Origin of the sequence: Pseudomonas sp. A0308 (genome assembly GCF_044218815.1) — a bacterium.
GTDB classification, from domain to species: domain Bacteria; phylum Pseudomonadota; class Gammaproteobacteria; order Pseudomonadales; family Pseudomonadaceae; genus Aquipseudomonas; species Aquipseudomonas iridis.
The window spans coordinates 6,107,210-6,129,336 of sequence record NZ_CP162581.1; the positions used below are offsets into that span (position 1 = coordinate 6,107,210).

Here is a 22,127-nt window from a genome sequence, read left to right on the forward strand (position 1 = left end):
GGCCGGCCATGAACAGACGTTCGCCGGATCTGGCGAAGCAACAAGGCATGGCGATTATCAGTGCGTTGCTGATTGCTGCCGTGGTGGCGGTGATTGCTGCCGGCATGTTGACCCGCCAAAGCGTTGCGACCCGTGCGCTGGAGGCCGATCAGCATCGTGTGCAGGGGCGCTGGGTGGTGCAGGGCGGTTTGGAGATCAGCCGCCAGTTGTTGTGGGACGCTCGCCAGCGCGATCCGTTGACCCGGCTCGATCAGCCGTGGGCGCAACGGCTTGTTGCGCAGGGTTTTGAGGGGCGGCTGGAGGACGAGCAGGGCAAGTTCAACCTGCGCAATCTGGTGGCCAATGAGCGTGTTGATGAGGCGCAGATTCAGGCGTTTGGGCGCTTGTGCGAATTGATCGGGATCAGCGCCGGTTTGAGTCAGCGCATCAGTCAGCGCGTGATCGCGTCCTACCCGCGACTGTTGAATCCGCAGATCGCCAACAACACGAACACCTTCGACAGTGGTCGCGCCACATCACCCAACGCTTCGCGAAAGCCTGAGAATCCGAAACTGCCGATGCTGCGTAACCTCGAAGACTTGCGCAGCGTCGAGGGAGTTAACGACGCCGTCATCAGCAAGCTTGCACCGTACCTGACGGTAATTCCCGCGACGACCTGGATCAACGGCAACACCGCCACCGCGCCGGTGTTGGCCGCGTATGTGCCGGGCCTGTCGCTGGAGCGTGCGCAGGCGTTGATCAATGAACGTGACGCCGGGCGCTGGTTCATCAACCGGGGCGATTTCGTCAACCGTTTGCGCATGCCGAGTCTGGAACTCACCAGCGTCAAGGTCGGCATCACCAGCGACTGGTTTCGACTGCGCGGTGAAGCGCGTCGCGAGCAGCGGCGGGTCAGTCTGGATGCGTTGCTGCATCGCAGCCAGGATCGTCTGCCGCAGGTGATCTGGTCGCGGGTGGGTGCATGAATCAGCTGAGAATTGCCCTGCCGCCCTTGGTGGATCTTGACCTCGACAGTGAATTGAACTGCGCCTGGCTGGATCGTCAGGGCCAGGTCAGCCGCGAAGAGCGCCGTAGCCTGAAGCAGTTGAGTCAGATGCCGAAACAGCCGCCGCTGATGGGTTTTCTGCACCCGGCGGACAGCCTGTTGGCGAGTATCGATTTACCGCCGTTGCCGGCCAACAAGACCGCCGCAGCGGTGCAATGTGCGGCGCAAGCCTTGATGCTCGGCGCCAGCAGCGAGATGCACATTGCCCACAGTCCGCGTGACGCAGCGGGGCGGGTGCAGATCGCGTGGGTGCCGCGGCAGTCCTTGCAGCGACTCGGCCAGATGCTCAAGCAAACCGGTTTGAATCTGCGCGGTCTGTACCCGGCGGCCTACAGCTTGCCGGTGCTGCCGGGCACCGTCGCTTGCGTGCAGGACGGTCACTTGCTGCTGCGCGAAAGCGTGCAGACCGCGCAGGTACAGCCGCTGTTCGATGAAGGCGTCGACCACGCGTTGTGGCAACCGGGCGCGCAGTTGCACTGGATCGGCGCCGCTGCGCCGCCCGGTGCCGATCTGCCGATGGCCAAGGCGCAGCGCTGGACCGGGCCGTTGCCAGGCTGGGGTCTGCACGGTGCGCTGCAACAACAAGGCACTGAACATCGCGGCTGGGGCCGGGCGATCGGGTTTTCGGCGTTGGCCGTGGCGGTGTGGGTGGTTGGGCTCAACCTCTATGCGGCGCGCGAAGCCAGTCAGGGGCAGCAGCTCAAAAGCCAAATGAATCAGCGCGTGAAGCAGGCGTTTCCGGAGTTGCCGGTGATCCTCAATCCGCTGCAACAGGCCCGCCAGCAATTGGCGGCGCGGCACAAAGGTGCAGCGGACGATCCCTCGCAGAATTTCAATCGACTGGTGCTGCAGGCCGCGACGGGCATTCCGTTCATGGCTGGCAGCGTTGAGCGTCTGACGTTTGTCGACGGGACGCTGCAACTCGGTCTGATCGCAGACGCTCGTCGCACCGGCAACGACAAGGACTGGCAAACCACACTGGCGCAGGCCGGCATCAGCGTGACTGCCGATGACGACGGCTGGGCATTGCGCCCGGCCAGCGAAGCGACCACTGACGAAAGCGCAGACAACAGCAGCGAGGCAGAAGATGAATAAGGCATCGCTGGCGATTTACCGCGCACGCTGGCAGCGCTTCAACAGTCAGTTGCAGGCACGTTGGCAGCCGTTGGCGTTGCGCGAAAAACGCATGGTCGGCGGTATGGCAATTGCGGTGATCGGTCTGCTGGTCTGGGTCGCGCTGATCCAGCCACCGCTGAAGAAAATCACTTACTGGCAAAGCGAAACACCGAAGTTGCGCGCTCAGACGCAAGCGCTGGAGGTGGTGCTGCGCGACGTCAGCGTGCGTCCGGACGGTCAAAGTCTCGGCCAGTCGCTGGAGCAGTCCCTGCAGGCGAGCGGTCTGGCCGGACATTATCAATTACAGGTGGCGGATACCGGTTCATGGCAGTTGACCTTCGACGTCGCGCCGGCCGACGCGGTGCTCGACTGGCTGCTGAGCCATCCGGCACAACTTTCTCTGCAAGTGGTCGAGGCCCGTTTGCAACGCGCAGACGCGGCCACGACTGAAGTCACTGCCGGCACTTTGTCAGGCACCGTTCGCATGGATCAGGCGCTTGGCGCTAAGGAAGCTTCATGATGGGGTCAGGATCCAAACCGACGCGCATGGCGTTGCCGCTGCTGCTGATGGCATTGAGCGCGTGCAGCAACACGTCCACACAGAAAGATCAGCCACCGTTGCTGGTCGACAGCGAACTCGGCCGGCCGCTGGCCAACACTCAGCGCAGTGGCGACGCGGTGCTCGACCGTGAACGCATGCAGGCGCAAGCCAGGCCTGCGCCGAAGCAGTTGCACAACATCACCGAGCGCAGCCGTGGCGGTGGTGCTGCACGCGGCACTGCGTTGCCGAGCAATCCACTGGGCGATCAACCGGTGACGCTGAATTTCGTCGAGGCGGATATTCAAGCGGTGGTGCGCGCGTTGTCGCGGTCAACCGGGCAGCAGTTTCTGGTCGATCCGCGGGTCAAGGGCAACTTGACGCTGGTCTCGGAAGGTCAGGTGCCGGCGCGTCAGGCGTACGACATGTTGCTGTCGGCGTTGCGCATGCAGGGCTTTGCCGTGGTCGATGTGGGCGGTGTTGCGCAAGTGGTTCCGGAGGCCGATGCGAAGCTGCTCGGGGGGCCGATCTACAGCGCCGACAAACCCGTTGGCAACGGCATGCTCACCCGCACCTTTCGCCTGCAATACGAGAACGCGGTGAACCTGATTCCGGTGCTGCGCCCGATTGTGTCGCCGAACAATCCGATCAACGCTTACCCCGGCAACAACACCATCGTCGTCACCGATTACGCCGAGAACCTGACCCGCGTCGCACAATTGATCGCCGGCATCGATACGCCGAGCGCCATCGACACCGATGTGGTGCAGATCGAGAACGGCATCGCCGCCGACATCGCGCCGATGGTTGCGGACCTGCTCGACGCGCCGGGCAATGACCCGACGCAGAAAATCGCGGTGATTGGCGATCCGCGTTCCAACACCATCATCATCCGCGCCGGCAGCCCGGAGCGCACCGAGCTGGCGCGTAACCTGATCTACAAACTCGACAACGCGCAGAGCAATCCGAGCAACCTGCATGTGGTTTATCTGCGCAACGCCCAAGCGGCAAAACTGGCCCAGGCACTGCGCGGTTTGCTCACCGGAGAAAGCGACAGCGGCACCAGCGACAGTGCGCGTTCGGTACTCAGTGCAATGGGTAGCAATAGCGGCAGCTCCGGCGGGCAAAACGGCCAGAGCAGCACGCAAACCAGCGGCACCACGTCGACCACTTCAACTGGTAGCACTGGCGGCAGTTACGCGCAGGGCAGTGGCGGTACCAGTGGCAATGGCGGTGCGCAGGCCAGCGAGCAGAACGTCGCTTTCAGCGCTGGCGGCGTGACGATCCAGGCTGACGCGACCACCAACACCTTGCTGATTTCCGCGCCGGAGCCGTTGTATCGCAGTCTGCGTGAAGTCATCGACCTGCTCGACCAGCGGCGTGCGCAAGTGGTGATCGAAAGCCTGATCGTCGAAGTCGGCGAGGACGATGCCAGCGAATTCGGCGTGCAATGGCAGACTGGCGATCTGGGCGGTAAAGGCGTGATCGGCGGGGCGAACCTGGGCGGCTCGGGGATCAACCTCAGCGGCAAGACCAGCCTCGATGTGCTTCCGCAGGGTTTGAACCTCGGCTACGTCAACGGCACCGTGGACATCCCCGGCATCGGCAAGATTCTTGATCTGAAAGTGCTGGCCCGCGCCTTGAAGAGCAAGGGCGGCACCAACGTGCTGTCGACGCCGAACCTGCTGACCCTGGACAACGAAGCGGCGAGCATCTTTGTCGGCCAGACCATTCCGTTTGTCAGCGGCAGTTACGTTACCGGGGGCGGGGGGACCAGCAACAACCCATTCCAGACCGTAACCCGTGAAGAGGTGGGGCTGAAGCTCAACGTGCGCCCGCAAATTTCCGAGGGCGGCACGGTCAAGCTCGACATTTATCAGGAAGTCAGCAGCATCGACGAACGCGCCTCCAACAGCCCGACATCGACGGGCATCGTCACCAACAAGCGTGCAATCGACACCAGTATTTTGCTCGACGACGGCCAGATCATGGTGCTTGGCGGCTTGCTGCAGGACGGCTACAGCCAGAGCAATGAAGCCGTGCCTTGGCTGTCGACCATCCCCGGACTCGGCGCGTTGTTTCGCAACGAGCGCCGGGCGATCACCAAGACCAACCTGATGGTGTTCCTGCGCCCGTACATCATCCGCGACAGCGAAGCGGGGCGCAGCATCACCCTCAATCGTTACGATTTCATGCGCCGCGCGCAGGGCGGTTTGCAGCCGGAGCGCAGTTGGGCAATGCCGGACATGCAGGCGCCGCAATTGCCTGCAACTGCGCAAGGCGTGCCGGCCCCAGGTCCGAGGGCAACCATTAAAGCGGTGCCCCTGCAATGAAAACACTATCCCCTGTAGGAGCTGCCGAAGGCTGCGATCTTTTGATCCTGCTCTTTGGCAGCATTGAAAAAATCAAGATCAAAAGATCGCAGCCTTCGGCAGCTCCTACAGGGAATCGTATTGCCATGGGGGAGATCATTCGCGTTGGGGAGGGTGGGCGATGAGTGCGTTGCCTTACGCCTGGGCCAAGGCTCAGCGCATTTTGTTGCGCGACGGGGTACTGACGGTGTGTCCATCGACGCCGGGCTGGTCGATCAGTGAAGCGCGGCGGCAGTTTGGCGCGACCACGATACAGCGCGTGCGCGATGACGAACTCGATGGCTTGCTCGCCGCTGCCTACGCCGATACCGGCAGTGCCGCAGCCGTGGTGGGTGCCGCAGAAAACGAGGTCGATCTCGATCGCCTCATGCAGGACATGCCGGAAATCACTGACCTGCTCGACACCCAGGACGGCGCGCCGGTGATCCGCATGATCAACGCCTTGCTCACACAAGCGGCGCGGGATGAGGCCAGCGACATTCACATCGAACCGTTCGAAACCCATTCGGTGGTGCGCTATCGCGTCGACGGTACGCTGCGTGACGTGGTCTCGCCGCGCAAGGCGCTGCACGGTGCGCTGGTGTCGCGGATCAAGATCATGGCCCAGCTCGACATCGCGGAAAAACGTCTGCCGCAGGACGGCCGCATCGCTTTGCGCGTGGCGGGACGGCCGATCGATATTCGTGTTTCCACGGTGCCCACCGGCCACGGCGAGCGAGTGGTGATGCGTCTGCTCGACAAGCAGGCCGGGCGTCTGCACCTCGAAACCCTTGGCATGGACGCGCAGGTGTTGGCCAAGCTTGATCACCTGATCCGCCAACCCCACGGCATCGTGCTGGTCACCGGCCCCACCGGCAGCGGCAAAACCACCAGCCTTTATGCGGCGCTGGCGCGGCTGGATGCGAGCACCAGCAACATCCTTACCGTGGAGGACCCGGTGGAATACGACCTGCCGGGCATCAGTCAGATTCAGGTCAACGCCAAGATCGACATGACCTTTGCCCTGGCACTGCGGGCGATTTTGCGGCAAGACCCGGACATCATCATGATTGGCGAAATCCGTGATCTGGAAACCGCACAAATCGCCGTGCAGGCGTCGCTCACCGGTCACCTGGTGCTGGCGACATTGCACACCAACGACGCGGTGTCGGCGGTCAACCGCTTGATCGACATGGGCGTCGAGCCGTTTCTGCTGGCGTCTTCAATGCTCGGGGTTTTGGCGCAGCGACTGGTACGACGGCTGTGCAATCAATGCAAGGAAGAAGACCCTACCGCGCCCGGCACTTGGCGCCCGGTCGGGTGCGCAAACTGTAATCAGACCGGTTACAGCGGCCGCACCGGCATCCACGAGTTGTTCTGTATCGACGACGACATCCGCACGCTGATTCACCAAGGGGCAGGGGAGCAGGCCTTGCGTGCGGCGGCCAACAAGGCCGGCATGTTCAGCCTGCGTGAGGACGGTGAACGCTGGATTCGCAGCGGCGCCACCGCGCCTGAAGAAATCTTGCGCGTGACACGGGACGCCTGATGAATCGTTATCGTTTTGAAGCCGCCGATGCCACTGGCAAGATCGAATCGGGGCACCTGGAGGCCGACAGCCAGACTGCCGCGTTCAGCGCATTACGCGCGCGCGGTTTGACTGCGTTGGCAGTGCACAAGGAGAGCAATGTCGCCCAGCATGGCGGCGGTGGATTGTTCAGTGCGCGGTTGTCGGATAACGACCTGGCGTGGGCCACGCGGCAACTGTCGAGCCTGCTCGGCGCCAGCCTGCCGCTGGAGGCCGCGTTGAGTGCCACGGTCGAGCAGGCCGAGAAAAAGCACATCGCCCACACGCTGAGCGCGGTGCGTGCCGATGTGCGCAGCGGCATGCGTCTGGCCGAATCCCTGGCGTCGCGGCCGCGGGACTTTCCCGAGATCTACCGCGCATTGATCGCGGCGGGCGAGGAGTCCGGGGATCTGGCGCAGGTGATGGAGCGACTCGCCGACTACATCGAGGAGCGCAACAACCTGCGCGGCAAGATTCTCACCGCGTTCATCTACCCCGGCGTGGTCGGGCTGGTGTCGATCGGCATTGTGATTTTCCTGCTCAGTTACGTGGTGCCGCAGGTGGTCAGCGCGTTTTCCCAGGCGCGCCAGGATCTGCCGGGGCTGACGCTGGCGATGCTGACGGCCAGTGATTTCATTCGTGCGTGGGGCTGGTTGTGTGCAGCGGTCATGGCCGGGGCGTTCTGGAGTTGGCGTTTGTATTTGCGCAACCCGGCGGCGCGTTTGAGCTGGCATCACCGGGTGCTGAAATTGCCGTTGATTGGTCGTTTTATTCTGGGCCTGAACACCGCGCGTTTTGCCTCGACCCTGGCGATTCTCGGCGGCGCGGGCGTGCCGTTATTAAGAGCCTTGGAAGCGGCGCGCCAGACCTTGTCCAACGACCGTTTGAGCCTGAGTGTCAGCGATGCCACGGCCAAGGTGCGCGAGGGCGTCAACCTCGCCGCGGCGCTGCGGGTCGAAAATGTGTTCCCGCCTGTGCTGATTCATTTGATCGCCAGTGGCGAGAAAACCGGCTCGCTGCCACCGATGCTGGAGCGCGCGGCGCAAACCCTGTCCCGAGATATTGAACGCCGGGCGATGGGCATGACGGCGTTGCTGGAGCCGCTTATGATTGTGGTGATGGGTGGGGTGGTGTTGGTGATTGTGATGGCGGTGTTGCTGCCGATCATCGAGATCAATCAGTTGGTTCAGTAGTGGTGTATCTGATGTTTTGATGGTGTCTGGGTTGGCCCCATCGCTGGCAAGCCAGCTCCCACAGGGATTTGTGTTGTTAATGCAATCTGCCCCACAACACTCAAACCTGTGGGAGCGAGCCTGCTCGCGAAAGGGCCATTCCAGCCGACAAATTTCTCAAATAACGTTCACCGGTCTGCCTACCACCCGAGCCCCACCCCCGCCATCCTCGGGTTCTCCTTTCTGTCATCTGCAACGGCTCTTCAACGGCTCCAGCCCGATTGCGCGAAACACTTGATCCAGACACACCTTCGACCTGCGCAAACACCCGAGAAACCTTGACGAAAATCACCTCGCAGCTCCCGAGGTTTTTTCCTTTATCTGTCACCGGAAACTGCGAATTTCTCAGTGCGACTTAACCACGGCCAACGCTCGCGAGGGCCCGGTGAGTTTTCCCAGTGTCATGCAAGCAATCTGAAACCCTGTGTTCACAACCCCCGTTGAAAAGGAGATTCTTCATGTTCAAGCGCACTCTGATCGCAGCCTCACTGACCGTCGCCGCTCTGGCATCCGCCCAGGCCATGGCCGTAACCGGTGGTGGCGCTTCACTGCCTGCCGCTCTGTACAAAGGTTCTGCCAACAGCATCCTGCCTGCCAACTTCAGCTACGCCGTAACCGGTAGCGGCATCGGCAAAAGTGCTTTCCTGACCAACAACGCTGCACAGTTCAGCACCACTGGTACTGTGCATTTCGCCGGTAGCGACTCGATCCTCAGCGGCACGGAAGTCAGCACCTACAACACCAACTTCGGCACTTCGTTTGGTCCGCTGATTCAACTGCCATCGGTTGCCACTTCGGTTGCCATCCCTTACAAAAAGGCCGGCAACACCACCCTCAACCTGACCAGCGCTCAACTGTGTGATGCCTTGTCGGGCACCAAGACTACCTGGGGCGCGCTGTTGGGTACCTCCGACACCACCGCGATCCGCGTTGTTTATCGCACCGCTTCCAGCGGCACCACCGAAATCCTCAGCCGTCACCTGAACTCGATCTGCCCGACCAAGTTCGCGGTCAACACCACCTTCACCAACGCACGTCTGCCAGCAGGTTCCGCTGTGCCGGCGAACTGGGTAGGCGTGGCCAATACCGCTGACGTAGCCCCGGCAGTCAACGCGGTTGACGGTTCCATCGGTTATGTCGGTCCGGACGGTGTCAACGCTTCGAGCAACGCTGTGGTTGCCCGTATCAACGGTGTTCAGCCAACCAGCGCCAACGTCAACACTGCTCTGGCTTCGGCTCCACTGCCAACCAACGCGGCCAACCCGGCGCAGTGGTCCCCTGTGGTTGCCAACCCGTCCAGCGGTTATGCAATGGCTGCTTACACCAACTTCATCTTCGGCCAGTGCTACAAGGACGCAGCCGTGGCCGCTGACGTCAAAGCGTTCCTGACCCAGCACTACAGCACTCCGGGTAACGCCGTGGCCACTGCCGCTCACGGTTTCATTCCGGTTCCAACCAACTGGAAAAACGCTGTAACTGCCAACTTCATCACCAACACCACCGGCAACAACCTGGACATCAACAACGCCAGCGTCTGCAACACTGTTGGTCGTCCTTTGTAAGCATCACCTTATAAGCCGCAACAGGAATGGCAGTCCCTTGGGGCTGCCATTTTTTTTGCCGCGCAATTACACCCCGATCATGAAGTTTGTGTGACATCCGTTCGGTCGCGCCCCTCGCCAACTGCCTATGTCGTAACAGCAGGTTTTTGCTGGCCTGCAGCTTTGTGTGGCAACCAAAAAGGATCTCGTAGTGATGCTCGCTCGCCCATCCCGTCGCAGTACCCGTGCCCAGATTCTCAAGCGTGAGGTCGCCGATCCGGCGCTGTGGCTGCTCAAGCCACTGGCGCACGCGGTGGCGTTGTGTCTGGTGGCGGGCAGTGCGCAGGCGCAAACGGCATTCAATTCCAGCTGGTTCGCCGCCAAGGGTGCCGCACAACAAGCGGCGGCTGCGCGACCGAGTACTGGTGGCTTGCCGGGGACGACCCCGCCACTGGCCCAGCAGCAAAGGGCCAATCAGCAATTGCAGCGCTCGTTGCAGACCCTCAACAACACTGTGGCGGCGATTGCCGCCCAGCAGGCGGCGCAGGCGGCTGGCCGAGCGGCGGCGTTGGGCTCGGTGCAGTTCGTGCCGGACGGTCTCGGTGAGGGTGGCTTGAAGGTCGATAACAGCCTCGCGCAAGGCTGGCAGAACGCCAAAGGCCCGCAGCAGACGCAAGCCGATGGCAAGACCAACGTGAAGATCGAGCAGACGGCGGACAAGGCGATTCTCAACTGGGAAACCTTCAACGTCGGGCGCAACACTACGGTCGAATTCGCCCAGCAAGCAGACTGGGCGGTGCTCAATCGGGTCAACGATCCAGGCGCACGCGCCAGTCAGATCCAGGGCCAGATCAAGGGCGACGGCACAGTGATGCTGATCAACCGCAACGGTATCGTCTTCAGCGGCAACAGTCAGGTCAACGTGCGTAACCTGGTGGCCGCTGCGGCCAATATCACCGACATCCAGTTCCGTGAACGGGGTCTGTACTTTGACAGCAGCGCCAGCCAGCCGACCTTCACTGATGCCGCCGGCAAGGTGCTGGTGGAGCGCGGTGCGGCCATCCAGACCCATAAACCGGCGATCTCCACCGACGCCGGCGGCTACGTCTTGCTGTTGGGCAATGAAGTGCAGAACGACGGCAGTATCAGCACCAACAAGGGCCAGACAGTGCTCGGTGCCGGTGATCGTTTCTTTATCCGTAAAGGTTCGGGTACCGAAGGCAATGCGCTGTCCACCACCTTCGGCAACGAAGTCATACCGGGCTTCAAGACCGGCGCGGTTGCCGGCAAGGTCAGCAACAACGGCTTGATTCAAGCGGCGACCGGTGACATCACCCTGACAGGGCATGAAGTGGTACAGAACGGTGTGCTGCTGTCGAGCACCTCGGTAGCGACCCGTGGCTCCGTGCACTTGCTCAACCCGGCATCCGACGCAGCGGGCAGCGTGACGCTCGGCGAGAACAGCGTCACCGCCATCATGCTCGACAGCAGCGACCTTACCGCCCTCGACAGCCAGCGCGATGCTGCGTTGAGCGCAGTCAATGCCAACAACCGGATTCGCAGTGACCAGTCGCGCGTGGAAATCGGCAGCGGCGGCAGCGTCGAGTTTCAGAACGGCTCGATCACGCTGGCTACCGGCGGTCAGGTTGCGGTAGCAGCGGGCCGCCGCAGTCTGGTGCGCGAGGGTGCGGTGATTGATGTGTCCGGCGCCGTGGGCGTGAAAGTGGCGATGGATGCCAACAATATCAAGATCAACGTGCAGGGCAACGAGCAACGCGATGCGCCGGTCAACCGCGAAGGCGGCGCGCTCAACAGCAACGATATCTGGGTCGATGTGCGTGAGTTGGTGTATGTGCCGGCCGGTACCAACGGCTACGCGACAGACCGTTGGTACACGGCCGGCGGCCTACTGGAAGTCGGCGGCTATCTCGGCACCCAGGGTCACACCGTCGGCGAATGGATGGCTCAGGGCGGCACCGTAGGTTTCTCCGGTAACGATGTGGTCAGTGAAAAAGGTTCGCTGATCAACCTGTCCGGCGGGACGCTCGATGTGCAGAGCGGCGAGGTCCGCCAGAGCTGGTTGCGTGGCGCCGACGGGCGTTTGTATGAGGTCTCTCGGGCACCGGGGGATGTGCTCTATAGCGGGTTGTACAAAGGATATGAAGACACCAGCGAGCGTTGGGGTCAGACGCAGGTTTTCTACAATCCACTGATTGCTCCGAGATCGCGTCGGGAATCAGGTTATACCGTCGGCCGCGATGCCGGCCAACTGGTGATCGGCACCCGCAACGCGTTGGTCGAAGGTCAGATCGTCGGCGAGGTGTTCCAGGGCGAGCGCCAGACACAGGCACCACGCGCCGTCATCGACGGTTATGAACAGAGCCAGACTGCACGGGCTCGCCGTGCGCAGTTGGTCGTGGGCCAATATGATCCGGCGTGGTCAGCGACTGCCGGTGGCTTGCAGTATGTCCTTGAACCCATGCTTGATCAGGTGCAGATCGGCGGCGTCCGCGATGCTGCGCAAGAAGTACCCGGCCTTACCGATGCGGTGGCGCAAGCACGTGCCGGCCAGCTGTTTCTCGACAGCGATCTGATCAATGGTTTTGGTCTCGGCGCATTGAAGGTCTCGGCCAGAAATATCATTGACGTCAATCAGGCGGTGACGGTCGATTCGGGCGGCGACATCACGCTGTTCGCCCCGCAAGTGCAGGTCAACGCCAACCTTGTAGCGCGTAGCGGCAGTCTGAATCTGGGTGATGTGTTGACGGGCCAACCGGGACTGGCGGCACCGGCGAAGGCGAGTGTCGGTGTAACCGTGGCCGAAGGCGTACAACTGGATGCGCGTGGTCTGTGGAGCAATCAGCGCACCGATTTCGATGACGTGAACAGCTTGGCATACATCAACGGCGGCGTGGTGTCGCTGCGCAGTACTGGCGACATCAGCCTGGCAAGCGGCAGTCGGGTGGACGTGTCGTCCGGTGGCGCTCTGTTGGCCAATGGCAAGACCCGCGGCGGCAAGGGCGGCGATGTAACGCTTGAGTCCATCCCGCTTACCGTATCGGCGCCGTCACAATTGCGTCTCGATGGCGATGTGCGTGGCTACGGTGTGACGGGCGGCGGCAGCCTGACGATTCAGTCTGGCAAGGTAATGATCGCAGAGCCCGGCGCTGCGTTGGCCGATAACACCCTGCAACTGACAACTGATCTGTTCACCAGAGGGTTTTCCGCTTACAGCGTCACCGGTCTGAACGGCCTGCAAGTCGCTGACGGCGCACAAGTCGATGTCGTCATGCCGGTCTACCGTTTTGGCGATGCGGCGCCGAGCCAACCGAGCGGTGTCGATCCGCGAACGGCGCTCGAACTGTGGACGCCCACCCTGTTCCAGGAAAGCCCTACCAAAGGCTTTTTGACCCAACGAGGTGGCGCCAATCTGTCGCTGCAGGCAGGTTCCAGCGTTGTCGCCCTGATTGACCCGCAGAACAGCTCGCTGTCCATAGGCCGAGGTGCCCGAATCAGCGTCGATCCTGGTCAACACATCAACGTGCGTGGTGGCGGGCAGATCACTGTCGACGGTGAACTCAACGCGTGGGGCGGCGTGATTGATATCCGTCAGCAACAATTTGGTTTGCAGGACGTGGCCACCAACCTGCAGACCGCTGATCCGAATGCCCACGACCGTTCGATCTGGATTGGCGCGAACGCAGTGCTGGATGTTGCGGGACGCGCCTTCACTGCGGTGGATAGGCTGGGTCGGGTCTATGGTCAGGTTGGCAAGGGTGGCAGCATCGTCATTGGTGGCGAGATTGATTCGAAAAAGATCACTGCAACGTCTGCCGATGCCTACGTGATTGTGCGTGACGGCGCACGTCTGGACGCGTCGGGAACGCGCGCGGTTCTGGATATCGCTGGACTGGGGCCAACCGAGATCGCCACCGATGGCGGTCGCATTGCCTTGAGTTCCTACAATGGTGTGTTCATCGACGGTCAGTTGAAGGCGGCCGCGGGCGGCGCAGGCAAGTCGGGCGGTCGCCTGGAGATTGCCCAGGAAGCGCCGCTCTACCCAACCAACCTGGCGAGCGCCGAGGTGCGCGCTCCCCGCGAAATCATCATTGCCCAGGAAACGGGTGAATCGCTGCTGCCCCTGGACTTGCAGGCCGGCGAAGGTGCGCCGCTACTGCGTTATGGTCAAACTCGCTTGAGCGCAGATCGATTGATGTCGGGCGGTTTCGACCACCTGAGCGTGTTGAGTAATGGTTTTCTGACGTTTGATGGCGACGTTGATCTGCGCATGAACCAGAGCCTGAACCTGTACGCAGGCTCGATTTCGTTGGCGCAGTCGTCCAGCGACACGGCCCGGGTCAATCTGGCGGCACCTTACATGCGCTTGTCGGGACTGGGTCTGTATGTGCCTTCGGATATCAACGTCCGCCCACGGGTCATGGCTAACGCGACCACGCAAATGTCCAGTGCCCAATTCACCGCCACAGCCGACCTGCTCGATTTGAACAACACGTTGTCGTTCGGCACCGAAGGATCGATTGCTCAGCTCGGCGCACCGGCCACTTTCGTCAGCCGCCGTAGTTTTGACCTGGTCACGCTCGACAGCCGTGGCGATATGCGTTTCCTCGCGCCAACGGATAACGAACGCAGCTCGCGCTTGTGGACGGCCGGCGACCTCAACTTGCGCGCCGCGCAGATTTATCCCGCCACCGGCGTTTCTGCCGATGTGCGTGTCGGCTATCAGGGCTATACGCCTGTACCGGGCCTGGAGCGCACTTTGCGTATCAGCGGCCATGGCCCGGCGCCGCAGGCCTTGCCTTATTCGGCGTTTGGCAGCTTGCTGTTGGTGGCCGGGAACATCGAGCAGGGCGGCGTTATCCGTGCTCCATTGGGGTTGATCAAGCTGGGGGAAGACTCGCTGGGCAAGACCCACGAGCTTCGTCTGATGCCCGGTAGTGTCACCTCCGTCAGCGGCGCCGGCCTCGTCATGCCCTATGGCGGTACGACCGACGGCATCGACTATCGCTACAACGGCAAATCGGTTGTGTTGAACGGGGTGGCAGGTGAGCTGGATGGCGTGGTGCTTACGGGGCGGCTCGTCGATGTGCAGGGCGGCGCGCTGATCGACTTGTCCGGTGGTGGCGATCTGCGCGGCGCTGGTTTCGTCTCCGGGCGCGGGGGCTCTACCGATGCACGCTTCAATCCGCTGGTGCGCAATGCCAGCGACGGCACCTTCAGTTTGCCGGGCCTGAGCAGCAATCCGGTGTACGCCATCGTGCCGGGCAATCAGAGTACCTTCGCACCAGTGCTCGCAGAAGCCGGCGCCAGCGATCCGCGTATCGGTCAGCAGATTACCGTGGGCGCCGGTGTTCCGGGCCTGGCCGCCGGCACCTATACCTTGCTGCCCTCGACGTTTGCCTTGTTACCGGGTGCGTTCCGCGTTGAAGTCAACGGCCAGGCGACACCAGGCCTGACCACCGGCGCGCTGAAGATGCGCAATGGGTCATGGTCGAGTTCAGGGCTGATGTCGATTGCCAATAGCGGTCTGCGCGACAGTCTGGCCAGTCAGGTGATCCTGACGTCGGCGGATGTCCTGCGCCGCTATTCGCAGTACACCGAAACCAGCTTCAGCCAATTCGTGCAAAGCGACGCTGCCCGTCGCGGCGTGCCGCGTGCCTTGATACCGATGGATGCCAGGTCACTGGTGTTCAAATTGAGCGCCAGTGACAAGTACGATATCGGCATGAATTTCCAGGGGCAGGCATTGTTTTCCCCAGGTGAAGGCGGTGTCGCTGGCACCGCTGTCGTGTCAGGTTGGCAACTGGAAGTGCTTGGTCAAGGACAGACGCGCACGCCAGGCTTTGGCGGCATTTCGGTGTATGCCGATAGCCTCAATCGCCTCAATCCCGGTCGTCTGAGCATCGGCGCGACGCCGACGGTTGAATACGGCTCTGCGGGAAACTTCATCAGATTTGTCGGCATATCGTCCGACATCATCTTGCGTAATGGTGCGATGTTATCCGCGCCGGAAGTGCTTTTGCGCACGACGACACCGAACGGCGGTATCACTCTCGAAGCGGGTTCGGGCATCAACACGCTCGGCCGAGGCGAGGCGCCTTACGACTCCACCGACGGTTTCATTTATCAGCCGGGTGCTGCCAGTCTGTTGATCGTGTCCAACGGCTGGACCAACGTGCTCGCGCCGAAGGCCGGGACCCCTATCGATGGGCCCGGCAGCATCCGCATCGGCAGCTGCACAGTGCAGCCGTGCACTCAGCCGACGCTGCTCTATTCCAGCGGCAGCATTACCGCCGCCACCGATAACCAGTTTGAACTCAACGAGGCTGTTCGCTTCGGTACCCGTCACCTGGCCCTGGCAGTCGGTGCAGTGAACGCCGGCAGCGCCCAGGCACTCGCGGCGGCCGGTAGCGTGCCGAGTGGCCTGACCCTGAATCAGAATGTGCTTGATCGCCTGCTGCGCGGCGACACGCAGTTCGGCGCACCGGCCCTGGAAACCCTGAGCCTCACCACCCGAGACTCGTTCAACTTCTTCGGCAACGTCAGCCTCGATACGCTCGATCCATTGACCGGTGTCAGTCGCTTGCAGAATCTGGTGCTCGCCACGCCTGCCATTTATGGCATGGGTGAGGCCAGCGATGTGGCGACCATTCGCACGGCCAACCTGATCTGGAACGGCGCGACCCAAGCGCCGGGAGCGGTGGCCAGCGGCGGTGCGGGCACGGGCCGAGGCACTCTGAACATCGAGGCGCAACGCATCGAGTTCGGCTATGGCCCCAACCCGCAACCCAATGGGCTGGACCAGAACAATCGTCTGGCGCTGGGGTTTGCCAACGTCAATCTCAACGCCAGCGAACGCATCACCGCCAATCACAAGGGCAGCCTTGCGGTGTATCAGGAGCAGGGCGCCTACGACCCGGTTTCGGGCTACGTCTACAGTGGCGGCAACCTCAATCTGCGCACGCCGCTGCTCACGGGTGAAGCGGCTTCGGTCAACCTCATCAAGGCTGGCGGCAATCTGACCCTGAGCGGCATCGCCAACACGGCCGTGGCCGATGCGCTGGGCGCAGAGTTGACCCTGGATGCGCGCAATGTGCTGCTCGACGGTCGAATTGCACTGGCCAGCGGCAAACTGGTGGTCAAGTCCGAGAACGATCTGACCTTGACCAGCGCCGCGCAGCTGGACCTGGCCGGACGTACCTTGCCCTTCAATGATGTCAGCAAATACAGCTGGGGCGGCGACGTGGCGTTGTACAGCAGCCGTGGCAATATTCGTCAGGCCAGTGGTTCGCGCATTGATCTGTCAGCCCGCAACAATCAGGCCGGCAACCTCAGCGCCGTGGCGCTGGCGGCAGACGCGGGCGTGGTCGATCTGCAAGGTGAAATCCTCGGCGCCAGCAGTGGTTACTACGATGCCGGTGGCACGCTGGTGCCGTACAAGGCTGGCGGCGTGGACATTCGCGCGCAGCACTTGGGCGGCAATCTGAGCGAAGCGTTTGCTTCGCTGAACCAGCGTCTGAACGCAGGGCAAGTGTCTGGCAGCCGCAGCTTCCAGCTCAAGCAGGGCGATCTGCAGATCGGTGACGGGCTCAAGGCCGGTGAGGTCAACGTTTCCGTGGACAACGGCAGCTTGACTGTGACCGGACTGATCGACGCCAGTGGCGAGCGGGTCGGCAGCATTCGCCTGTCCGGCAATAACGGCCTGACCCTGGCCGGCACTGCCGTGCTTGATGCCCACGGTCGTGTGCTGCGGGTCGACAGCTACGGCAAAATCATCGATGCACCGAACCGCGCCATGGTCGAACTCGATTCAGGTGACGGCCTGTTGACGCTGGCGTCTGGCGCACGCATCGACTTGCGCCATGGAACCGATGCGCCGCGGGGCACTCTTGCAGGACAAAACGATGGCCTGCCGCGTGGCACGCTTGAACTCATTGCCCCGCGAATTGGCGTCGGCAACATCGCCATTGATGCCAGCGGTGCGCTGGATATCGAGGGGGCACGCTCTATCGGCCTTAACGCCATGCGTCGCTACACCGATGCAGCTGACGGCACCGATGCTTCCGTCAGCGGGCGCCCGTATCAGGTGATCGATCAGGCTTATCTGGATGGTATCCATGGCGACAGCACGGCCTTCATCAATGCTGCGCTGGACAACACCGATTTGCTGCAACGCAAACTGGCCGGATTGAATAACGCGACCTATACCGATGCGTTCCATCTGCGCCCGGGCGTCGAGATCGCCAGCAAAACCGCCGACGGCGATCTGGTGGTGCAAGGCGATCTGGACCTGTCCGCTTACCGCTACGCCAGTCTGAATCCGCACACGCAAAAAACCGCTGTTTATGGTTCGGGTGAATCCGGCAGTCTGTTGATCCGCGCCGGCGGCAATCTGGATATTTACGGCAGCATCAACGACGGTTTTGCGCCGCCGCCGGAAACGGTTGACGACGCAGGCTGGAAACTCGTCCCGGGCATACAGCCATTTGCTGGCGACCTGATCGTGCCGGGCGCGGGGGTGACGCTGGCAGAGGGCACGCTTTTCCCGGCAGGTACGACCCTCAATTATGACTTGCCAATACAAGGCGCGACGCTGGCCAGCGATACGCTGTTGCCGACGCAAGGCATTCTCGCCGGGTCTTACACGCTGACTGCCGGCACCGTGTTGGCCGCAGCGGTGCACGATGCTGGCGGCAATCTGTTGTACGCCGCCGGTACTCTGCTCAGCGAAAGTGTGACGTTGCCCGCAGGCAGTCGCCTCGGGGCCGGTACCCGGTTGAACGCAGCCGCCGAGATGCAAGCGATGCTCTGGCCCAAGGGCGTGCCGCTGCCAGGCACCGTTGCGGACAACATCCTCGCGGGCGTGAAGTTGAGTGGTTCGCTGGCGTTGCTGCGCGGCTCGCTGATTCCATCGATGACCGATGTGGTGCTGGCCGACGGCACGCCATTCATCGATCTGCGTCCGTTGAACGGTACGCAGCAGGGACGCAACTGGGCTGTGGCAAGCATGCTGCCTTCAGGCAGCACCTCGTGGTCGATGCGCGTAGTGGCCGGTGCGGATCTTGACGCTGCCGACAGCCGAACCGTGAAACCGCTGACCACAGAAGGCCACTTGCGTCTTGCGGACACGCATTACGGGGTAGTCGTCACTACGAAAACCCTCGACACCACTTGGGCGGTTGATAATGCGCTGGGCTTCCCGGCCGGAGAGGTAGTAAAAGAAGATGAAATATTTTGGTGCGATGCCATTCCTGGTGTCTGTGTCGCCCCCGCCAAGTTTCTGTGGGCGGAGGGCAACTGGTTGGGGATGCCGGTTGGCACGCCGGTCGCTGAGGGCGACTTGTTCTGGTGTGACATCGATCTTCAATCCTGCATCGCCAACGTCGGCGGCACCACGGTATCGACGCATAGCCAAATGTTCAGCGTGCTGCGAACCGGCGCCGCTGATCTGGACGTAATGGCCGCTGGCAATCTGAGCATGGCATCACCTTTCGGCGTGTACACCGCGGGTACCCAATCCAGCGATGTTGACGCGCGTTACAACCAGCCACGCGGTCGTTTGTCGGACGATGGTTCGGTGCTGGGCAGCGCGGGCAGTGATAACGAAAAATGGGTCAATGGCGGTAGCGACAGTCTGTATCAGGCCTGGTATCCGCAACTGGGCGGCAACCTCATGATCGGCGCCGGTGGTTCTGTTTCCGGTGATGTCCTCGGGCGACGTGCGATCAGCACAGCGATGGAAACCCGTGAACAGGTGCCAAGTGTTGCCGTTGGAAACTGGCTGTGGCGTCAGGGTACGGGGAACGACGAAATACCGACCGCCTGGTGGATCAACTTCGGCAGCTATGCCAGTCAGCCGTTGGCGGATTCGAGCAGGAGTACCGCGCCGTATCTGGTGGGTTTTACGGGTTTCGGCACGCTTGGCGGCGGTAACATCAGCCTGCGCGCTGGCGCAGACGGTGGCATGCTTGATCCGGTCGGTGATGGCCGCACAAATCTGTATCCGCGTGGCCAGGGCCTGATCGTCGCCGTAGGCAGCACCGGGCGAGTGGGCAGCGATGGCAGCCTGCAACTGACCGGTGGCGGCGATATCGATATGCGTCTCGGCGGTTCGCTCAACCCCTCGCTGCAAGCCCGGGCGGGAGGTACCGGTACGCAGACGCCGCGCCATGATCTGCAAGGCGCGGTGATCAACTTGCGTGGTGCTGCGCAAATCAGTGCCAGTGCCGTGGGCGGCGTCAATCTGCACTACGGTGCGTTTTCCCTGGATCAGGATTCGCGCGAAGTCCGTGCATACGATCCGTTCAAATCGACCCTGGGCAGTGCCTCCGGCGGTCTGGTACTGATTCCGGGAGACTCGGGGATGCGCCTGAGCACCCGTGGTGATCTGGTGTTGGGCGGTGCAGCAGATCCGGGACGCGTGCGCTTGCAAAATTCCACAGCCTTTACTGACGCCAGTGGGGTGGACCATGCGGGCGGTGGATTGACCAGTTTCTCGCTGTGGACCGATCACACCGCGATCGATCTGTTCTCGGCGGGAGGCAACCTCACACCCAGCACGCAGTTGGCCGAATCGGACAATTTGGCGGCTTCCACATCCAATACATCACCCACTGACGGTCGCTTCGTCTATCCGTCGATCCTGCGTGCCGTGGCTGCCCAAGGCTCGATTTACGCGGGATCCTCGGCCGCTTATGGCACGGGCAATGTACCGCCGGCGGAGGGCTACTCGTTGCTTCTGGCACCGTCTACCTCCGGTCAGCTGGAACTGCTGGCAGGCGATTCAATCTACGCCGGCGGTTATGCGATCAATCAATCAGGCGCCAGTCCAGCGGCGATGACTTCGCCATTTGCGCCGTCCTTCAACGGGTTCGTCAGCAACAGCGCGCAAAGGCCGCTCATGACCAATAACAGCGTTGACGGCGTGGCCACGCAACGCAACTCGCGCTACCCATTATTTGCGTTTGGTGCCAATAGCTATTCCGGGTTGAGTGGCGTGCAAGGGCCCGCACGGTTTTACGCGTTGACCGGAGATCTGGTAGGGGTGCGCAGTGGCGAAACGCTGACATTCTCTAGCTCCGGCGTACAGCAGCGCACCTGGTACGAAGCGGCAGGGCCTGTGTGGATGCTCGCCGGGCGCGACATCGTCGCCTCGGGCACTTATCTAGGCCAGCCTACAGCCGTACCGAATGAAGTACTGAGCTACAACGGCGAAGAGATCAGATCCACCGGCAACCTGTTCGTCCACAACCGGCCCAACGATGTGTCACGGGTTTCGGCCGGGCGCGACATTCTCTACAGCAACTTCGACATCGCAGGCCCTGGTGTGCTGGACGTCAGTGCGGGGCGCAACATCCTGATGGAGGACCGTGCCAGCATCACCAGCATCGGGCCGGTGCTGGCAGGCGATAGCCGACCGGGTGCCAGTGTGGTGCTGCAGGCCGGTGTCGGTGCGCAAGGGCCGGATTACTCGCGGTTCATCGCGCGCTATCTGAACGCACAGAACCTCGCTGATCCGCAGGCCTCTCTCAACGGGCAACCGGGCAAAGTGGTCAAAACCTACCTCGACGAATTGCAAAGCTGGCTGACCCTCGGTTATGGCTTCAGCGGCAGCGCAGATCAGGCGCAAGCCTTCTTCGCCGCGTTGCCGAGCACGGAACAGGCGATCTTCGCACGGCAGGTGTACTTCGCTGAATTGCGTGCCGGCGGCCTGGAATACAACGACGTCGATGGCCCGCGCACTGGCAGCTATTTGCGCGGTCGCAACGCTATTGCCTCGCTATTCCCGAGCACCGATGTGGCCGGTAACCCAATCCGTTATGACGGCGACATCACGATGTACGGCGGCGCGGGGGTCAAGACCCTGTTCGGCGGCGACATCCAGATGCTCACGCCGGGCGGCGGTCAGGTGTTCGGCATCGAAGGCGCGGCGCCGCCATCCACAGCGGGGATCATCACCCAGGGTTCGGGCAATATTCAGCTCTATTCGGAGGGCAGCATTTTGCTCGGCCAGAGCCGGATCATGACCACGTTCGGCGGCTCGATCCTCGGCTGGTCGGCCGAGGGCGATATCAACGCCGGTCGCGGCTCGAAAACCACTGTGGTCTACACACCGCCTAAACGGGTTTACGACACCTGGGGCAACGTCACCTTGTCGCCATCGGTACCGAGCACTGGCGCCGGTATTGCCACGCTCAACCCGATTGCCGAAGTGGCGCCGGGCGACATCGATCTGATCGCACCGCTGGGCACCATTGATGCGGGCGAGGCGGGGATTCGTGTGTCGGGCAACGTCAACATTGCGGCACTGACGGTGGTCAACGCGGCAAACATTTCGGTGCAGGGCAAAGCGACCGGAGTGCCGGTGGTTTCGGCGGTCAACACCGGGGCAATCACCTCCGCCAGTTCCGCCGCCTCATCCGCGACGCAAGCCGCTGAAGATGTCGCGCGCCAGCAACAAGCGGCAGCGCGGCAGAACCAGGCGTCGGTGTTTACCGTGCAGGTGCTGAGTTTCGGCAGCGAACAACTCGCGCCGTCCCGCGATGGCGCCAGCCGTGCAGCGGCGCCGGGCTACAACCCGAACAGTCCGGTGCAAGTGCTGGGCGCCGGGGCGCTGGATGAACAGGCGAAACAGCAGTTGACCGAGGAGGAGCGTGGGCAACTGACGCTGTAAGAGACTCTCGTGTAGTACGTTTGGGCGGCCGTTTGGCCGCCCTTTT

Annotated in this window: 9 protein-coding genes; all 9 read left to right on the plus strand. The window is 62.2% G+C overall.

Going from position 1 to position 22,127, the window contains the following annotated elements:
• The first annotated feature begins 8 nt into the window (after window positions 1-8).
• The 9 genes from gspK to AB4P92_RS28285 all read left to right on the plus strand — a co-directional run bounded on the left by gspK (window position 9) and on the right by AB4P92_RS28285 (window position 22,081).
• Window positions 9-965, plus strand: coding sequence for a type II secretion system minor pseudopilin GspK (gene gspK, locus AB4P92_RS28245; RefSeq protein WP_395598529.1), 957 nt, complete (start codon window positions 9-11; stop codon window positions 963-965).
• Window positions 962-2,140 carry a type II secretion system protein GspL gene (gspL, locus tag AB4P92_RS28250; RefSeq protein WP_395598530.1) on the plus strand — a complete coding sequence of 393 codons (1,179 nt, stop codon included), beginning with the start codon at window positions 962-964 and terminating at the stop codon, window positions 2,138-2,140. Before gspK ends, gspL begins: the two co-directional genes overlap by 4 nt.
• Window positions 2,133-2,681: a type II secretion system protein GspM gene (gspM, locus tag AB4P92_RS28255; RefSeq protein WP_395598531.1), complete on the plus strand. Its 549-nt coding sequence runs from the start codon at window positions 2,133-2,135 to the stop codon at window positions 2,679-2,681. Before gspL ends, gspM begins: the two co-directional genes overlap by 8 nt.
• Window positions 2,678-5,032 carry a type II secretion system secretin GspD gene (gene gspD, locus AB4P92_RS28260; RefSeq protein WP_395598532.1) on the plus strand — a complete coding sequence of 785 codons (2,355 nt, stop codon included), beginning with the start codon at window positions 2,678-2,680 and terminating at the stop codon, window positions 5,030-5,032. Before gspM ends, gspD begins: the two co-directional genes overlap by 4 nt.
• A complete protein-coding gene (locus AB4P92_RS28265) occupies window positions 5,029-5,196 on the plus strand; it encodes a hypothetical protein (protein WP_395598533.1) in 168 nt (55 codons plus the stop codon). The genes gspD and AB4P92_RS28265 overlap by 4 nt, the downstream gene beginning before the upstream one ends.
• Entirely contained in the window at window positions 5,193-6,599 is a 1,407-nt protein-coding gene (gene gspE, locus AB4P92_RS28270; RefSeq protein WP_395598534.1) for a type II secretion system ATPase GspE, read from the plus strand. The genes AB4P92_RS28265 and gspE overlap by 4 nt, the downstream gene beginning before the upstream one ends.
• Entirely contained in the window at window positions 6,599-7,810 is a 1,212-nt protein-coding gene (gene gspF / locus AB4P92_RS28275; protein WP_047301596.1) for a type II secretion system inner membrane protein GspF, read from the plus strand. Before gspE ends, gspF begins: the two co-directional genes overlap by 1 nt.
• Window positions 7,811-8,307: 497 nt before the next feature.
• A complete protein-coding gene (locus AB4P92_RS28280) occupies window positions 8,308-9,411 on the plus strand; it encodes a substrate-binding domain-containing protein (protein ID WP_395598535.1) in 1,104 nt (367 codons plus the stop codon).
• A gap of 193 nt (window positions 9,412-9,604) precedes the next feature.
• Window positions 9,605-22,081, plus strand: coding sequence for a filamentous haemagglutinin family protein (locus tag AB4P92_RS28285; protein ID WP_395598536.1), 12,477 nt, complete (start codon window positions 9,605-9,607; stop codon window positions 22,079-22,081).
• Window positions 22,082-22,127 lie beyond the last annotated feature (46 nt).